Origin of the sequence: Azohydromonas lata NBRC 102462 (assembly GCF_001571085.1) — a bacterium.
Lineage (GTDB): Bacteria > Pseudomonadota > Gammaproteobacteria > Burkholderiales > Burkholderiaceae_C > Azohydromonas > Azohydromonas lata.
The window spans coordinates 1-4106 of sequence record NZ_BCTC01000201.1; the positions used below are offsets into that span (position 1 = coordinate 1).

At 74.4% G+C, this 4106-nt stretch carries 1 protein-coding gene; it reads right to left on the minus strand.

Annotation, left to right across the window (positions count from 1 at the left end):
- Positions 1 to 4106, minus strand: a 4106-nt coding sequence (locus tag ALA01S_RS34520) for an OmpA family protein (RefSeq protein ID WP_066343373.1), incomplete at both ends; no start/stop codon positions are given.

Below are 4106 nucleotides of genomic sequence, written 5' to 3' on the forward strand. Positions count from 1 at the left end.
CGGCTGCGGTAGCTCAGGTCCGTGAGGTTGTCGGAGAAGTCGGTGAAGTTGTAGCCCAGGCCCACCTTCACGTTCTCGTTGACGTGGTAGTAGGCCGCGGTGAGCAGCCCGCTCTTGCGCTCGGAGAGCTCGGCCGCGCGCAGGCTGCGCAGCTCCAGCAGCCAGTCCCACTGGCGCACGAGCTTCCAGTCCACGCGCACCACGGCCAGGTCGGCCGTGCTCTTGAACCACGCGGCGCTGTCGTCGCGGCTGGGGCGCAGCTCGCCCACGCGGCGCGCGAGCTTGCCGCCCACGCTCCAGCGCGCGTTGAGGTCGAGCATCGCGTCCACGGCCAGCACCTGGCTGCGCTGCTGGAAGTCCACCCCCGTGCCGCTGACCACGGGCAGCGTGCCCGCCACCGTGGTGCCCGTGAGGCCGCTGCCGCTCTGGCCCGCGGCCAGCTGCCCCGGCGAGGACAGGTCGTACAGCCACGTGTACTTGAACAGCAGGTTGAGCCTGTCGTTGGCCACCGGGCGCCAGGCGTAGCCCAGCACCGCCTCGGTGTACTTGGCCCCGGCCAGCGCGCCGGAGCTGCTGTTGCTGTCGGCCCAGTTGAGCCGCCCCAGCCAGCGGCCGTCGGGGCCGTCCTGCAGGCTGGCGGAGTTCTTGAGCAGCCAGCTGCGCCGCGTCTCCAGCGCCGAGGCGTCGTGCCGGGTCTCGGCGCCGCCGGCCCAGCGCAGCCCGTCGTGCACGTAGCCCACGGTCAGGCCCAGCGCCTCGCGCTTGAGCGCGCCGGCGTTCTCGTACTCGATGCGACCCTGCTCCGCCGAGGCGCCCAGCGTCCAGCGGTCGTCCACGGCCCACTGCAGCCCGTAGGCGCTCACCAGCCCGCTTTGCACGCCGGAGCTCTGGCGCTGCTCGGAGTAGACGTTGAGGTGGTCGCTGACGCGCGACTTGACGCCGCCCACCAGCGCCGCGCCGCGGGCGTTGAGCGTCTCGTCGGTGCGCCCGGTGTCGCGCGCGTAGGTCATGTACAGGTTGGTGCGGTCGTCGTACTGGAAGTCCGCGCCCGCCTTGCCCCCGGCCCCGCCGTCGCCCGCGGAGACTTCCCCGCGCAGGGCCAGCCGGTCGCTGACCTGGTAGCGCCCGCCCAGGCCCACGCGGTCGTTCTCCTGGCGCGTGCCGCTGCGGTTGAGCGTCTTCTGCACGAAGCCGTAGAGGCCCCAGCCCTCGCCGCTGTCGTGCTCCAGCCGCGCGATGGCGTCGGTGCGCTCGCCCAGCACCACGCCCGTGGTGGGCAGCAGCGGCGAGGTGTTGACGGCGTCCGTGCCCTTGCGGTCCACGCGCAGCCCGGCGCTCACGCTCCAGTGCTCGTCCAGGCGGCGGGCGGCGTGGGCCTCGGCGGCGTCGGTGTTGTAGCCGTGCACCTCGTCCTTGTGGTCGGCCTTCAGCCGCACCTCGGTGGCCTCGCCCACGGGGAAGGTGGCCGAGGCGCCGGCCTGGCGCGTCTCGTTGGTGGCCAGCTGCCCCGGCGCGGAGAAGCCCGCGCCGCGCTGCTGCGCGTAGGCCGCCACGCGGCCGTGGTCGGCCAGCTCGAACTCCGAGAGCTCGGCCTGCCCTTCCACGCGCCAGGCGTTGGCCGCGACGCCCTCGCCCAGCGCCGCGCCGCCGAAGTTGAAGCCCCCGTCCAGCGACTGCAGCGTCATGGTGCCCGGCCCGTCGCTGCGCGCGGCCTCGGCCTTGACGTAGCTGAGCTCGCTCTTGCGCAGCAGCAGGTCCACGCCGGCCAGGCGCTGGTCGCCGCCGGTCTGGCGCTGGCGCGAGGCCGTCACGCCCAGGCGCACGCCCTCGCTGGCCCACCAGGCCACGCGCCCGCCGGTGGCCAGCGTGTCCAGCGAGGCGCTGCTGGCCGCCAGGTACTCGTAGTCCACCACCAGGTACACGGGCTGGCCGGCGTAGCCGCTCAGGGTGGCCAGCAGCGCGCTGGCGTCGGCCGTGCTGGCCAGCGGCGAGGTCAGCAGCAGCCGGCCCTGCAGGTAGTCCACCTCGTAGTCCGAGCCCGGGATGAGCGCGCGGCGCTGCAGCACCATGCCGGAGTCGCGGTCGCGGATCTCCACATAGGCCTTCTCGGCGCCGCGGCTCACGTCCTGGTGGCGCAGGTAGTACAGCGAGCCGCCCGTGCCGCGGAACTCCTCGCGCGCGGCCAGCGTGCCGGGCTCGGCGGCGTAGAGGTCCACGCGCAGCCGCGCGTCGCCGAAGGCGGTGGTCTCGTCGCCCACGTGGCGGGCGTGCAGCCCGTACAGGCCGCGGTTGACCTGCGACAGCGTCGTGTCCTGGCCCAGCGTGAGCTTGTAGTTGCCCCACAGGGCGTGGGAGCGGCCGTCGTCCACGCGCACGTACATGCGCCCTTGGGTGGGTGCGTCCTCGACGGTGGTGGAGTCGTCGCCGAAGGTGCCCCAGCTGTCCACCGGGTCGATGCGGCGGAACAGCGAGGCGGGGTCCTTGCGATCGAGGTTGCGCAGCATGTCCTTGAGCGCGCGCTCCTCGGTGTCCACGCTGGCGGTGAGCGTCCAGCGCTCGTCGAGCTGGCCCTTGCCGTAGAAGGCGATGCGGCCCTCGCTCCAGACGTCGTTCTGGTAGCGGTTCTTGTCGGCCGCCACCAGCGCCGTCGGCCCGCTGATGTGGTTGCGCCCCAGCGTGAGGTCGGCCTGGCCGACGAGGAAGAAGTCCTGCCTGGGCAGCTCGAAGACGCGGCGGTAGACCTGCTCGCGGCCGTCGGCGTCGATGACGGCGATCTCGCCGCTGCTGACCTGGCGCGGCACCAACTCCTGCAGCGCGAAGCGGCCGTTGTCGTCCACCGGCACCTCGAAGCCCAGCGCGCGCACGCGCTGGTCCTTGGCGATGCCCTGCCCGCTGGCGGTGACGGTGCCGCCGCGCACGGCGATGTTGGCCACGGCCAGCCGCGAGCTGCCGTAGGCCTCCATCAGGCGCTTGGCCAGCGCGGTGGGCGTCTCCTCGTCCTGCGCTCGGCGGCGCTCGGCCAGGCCCAGCACGATGTCGTCGGTCTCGTCGAAGCGGCCGGCGCGGTCGTAGACGCGCAGCCGGTAGAACAGCCGCGGCTGCGCCGCCGCAGCGCCGGCGGCCGGGGCCAGCTCCGCGGGCACGCGCCACTGCGCCCGCAGCGCGGCGTCCAGCGGCACGGTCTCCAGCAGTTGCGGCTGCATCGCGCCGTCGGCGCGGAAGATGCGCAGCTCCGCGCGCACCAGGTACAGCCGGTAGTTGCTGTAGCCGGCAAAGCTCACCGCCTGGCCCGGTACGGCCGCGGCGGGCCAGGCGGTGGCGTTGAGCCGGCGCTGGGCCGAGAGGCTGTCGTACTGCAGCCGCAGCCGGTCGTGCTCCAGGCGCACGTCGGTGCAGCGCTGGTGGTCGGCGCTGGACATGCCGGCGTTCTCCAGCGGCTGGCCGTCCACGGTGATGCGCACGGGCACGTCGGCGGGGTCCGCCGGCGTGAGCGCGGCGCACACCGTGGGGTCCACGCGCTTCTCTTGGGCCGGCAGCGCGACGGTGCGCGGCGGCGCCTGCTCCTGCCAGTACACGCGCACTTCGACGCGGCGGTTCGTGGGCCAGTTGGCGCGGTCGGCGGCCGGCGCGGCCGCGGGCTCGTCCGGGCCCCGGGACGTGGCCTGGAAGGCGCCGTCGTCCAGGCCCAGCTGCTGCACCAGGTAGCGGCCCACGCGCTGCGCGCGCGCCAGGCCCAGCGCCTGGTTGTCGGGGAAGCGCGCTCGCAATGCCGGCGCGATGGGCTGCGGGTCGGTGTGGCCGACGATCTCGAAGCGCAGCCCTGCTCGGCCGCGCACCTGGGCCACGACGGCGTCCAGCCGCGCGCGGTCGCCCTCGGCCAGCGCGTCCTCGCCGCTGGCAAAGCGCGGCGTGTGGCGGTCGCTGCGCGTGACGGCCGCGCCGGGCTCGGTGGCGCTGCGCTCGATGCGCTCCACGCGCGGGGCGCGCTCGTCGCCCAGCAGCACGGTGAGCTTGGGCAGCTCGCGCTCGGCAGTGGCCGGCAGGTGGTCCACGCCGTCGATCTCGCGGGCCCGCGGGTCGGCGGCGCAGCGGTCGCTGAAGCGCCC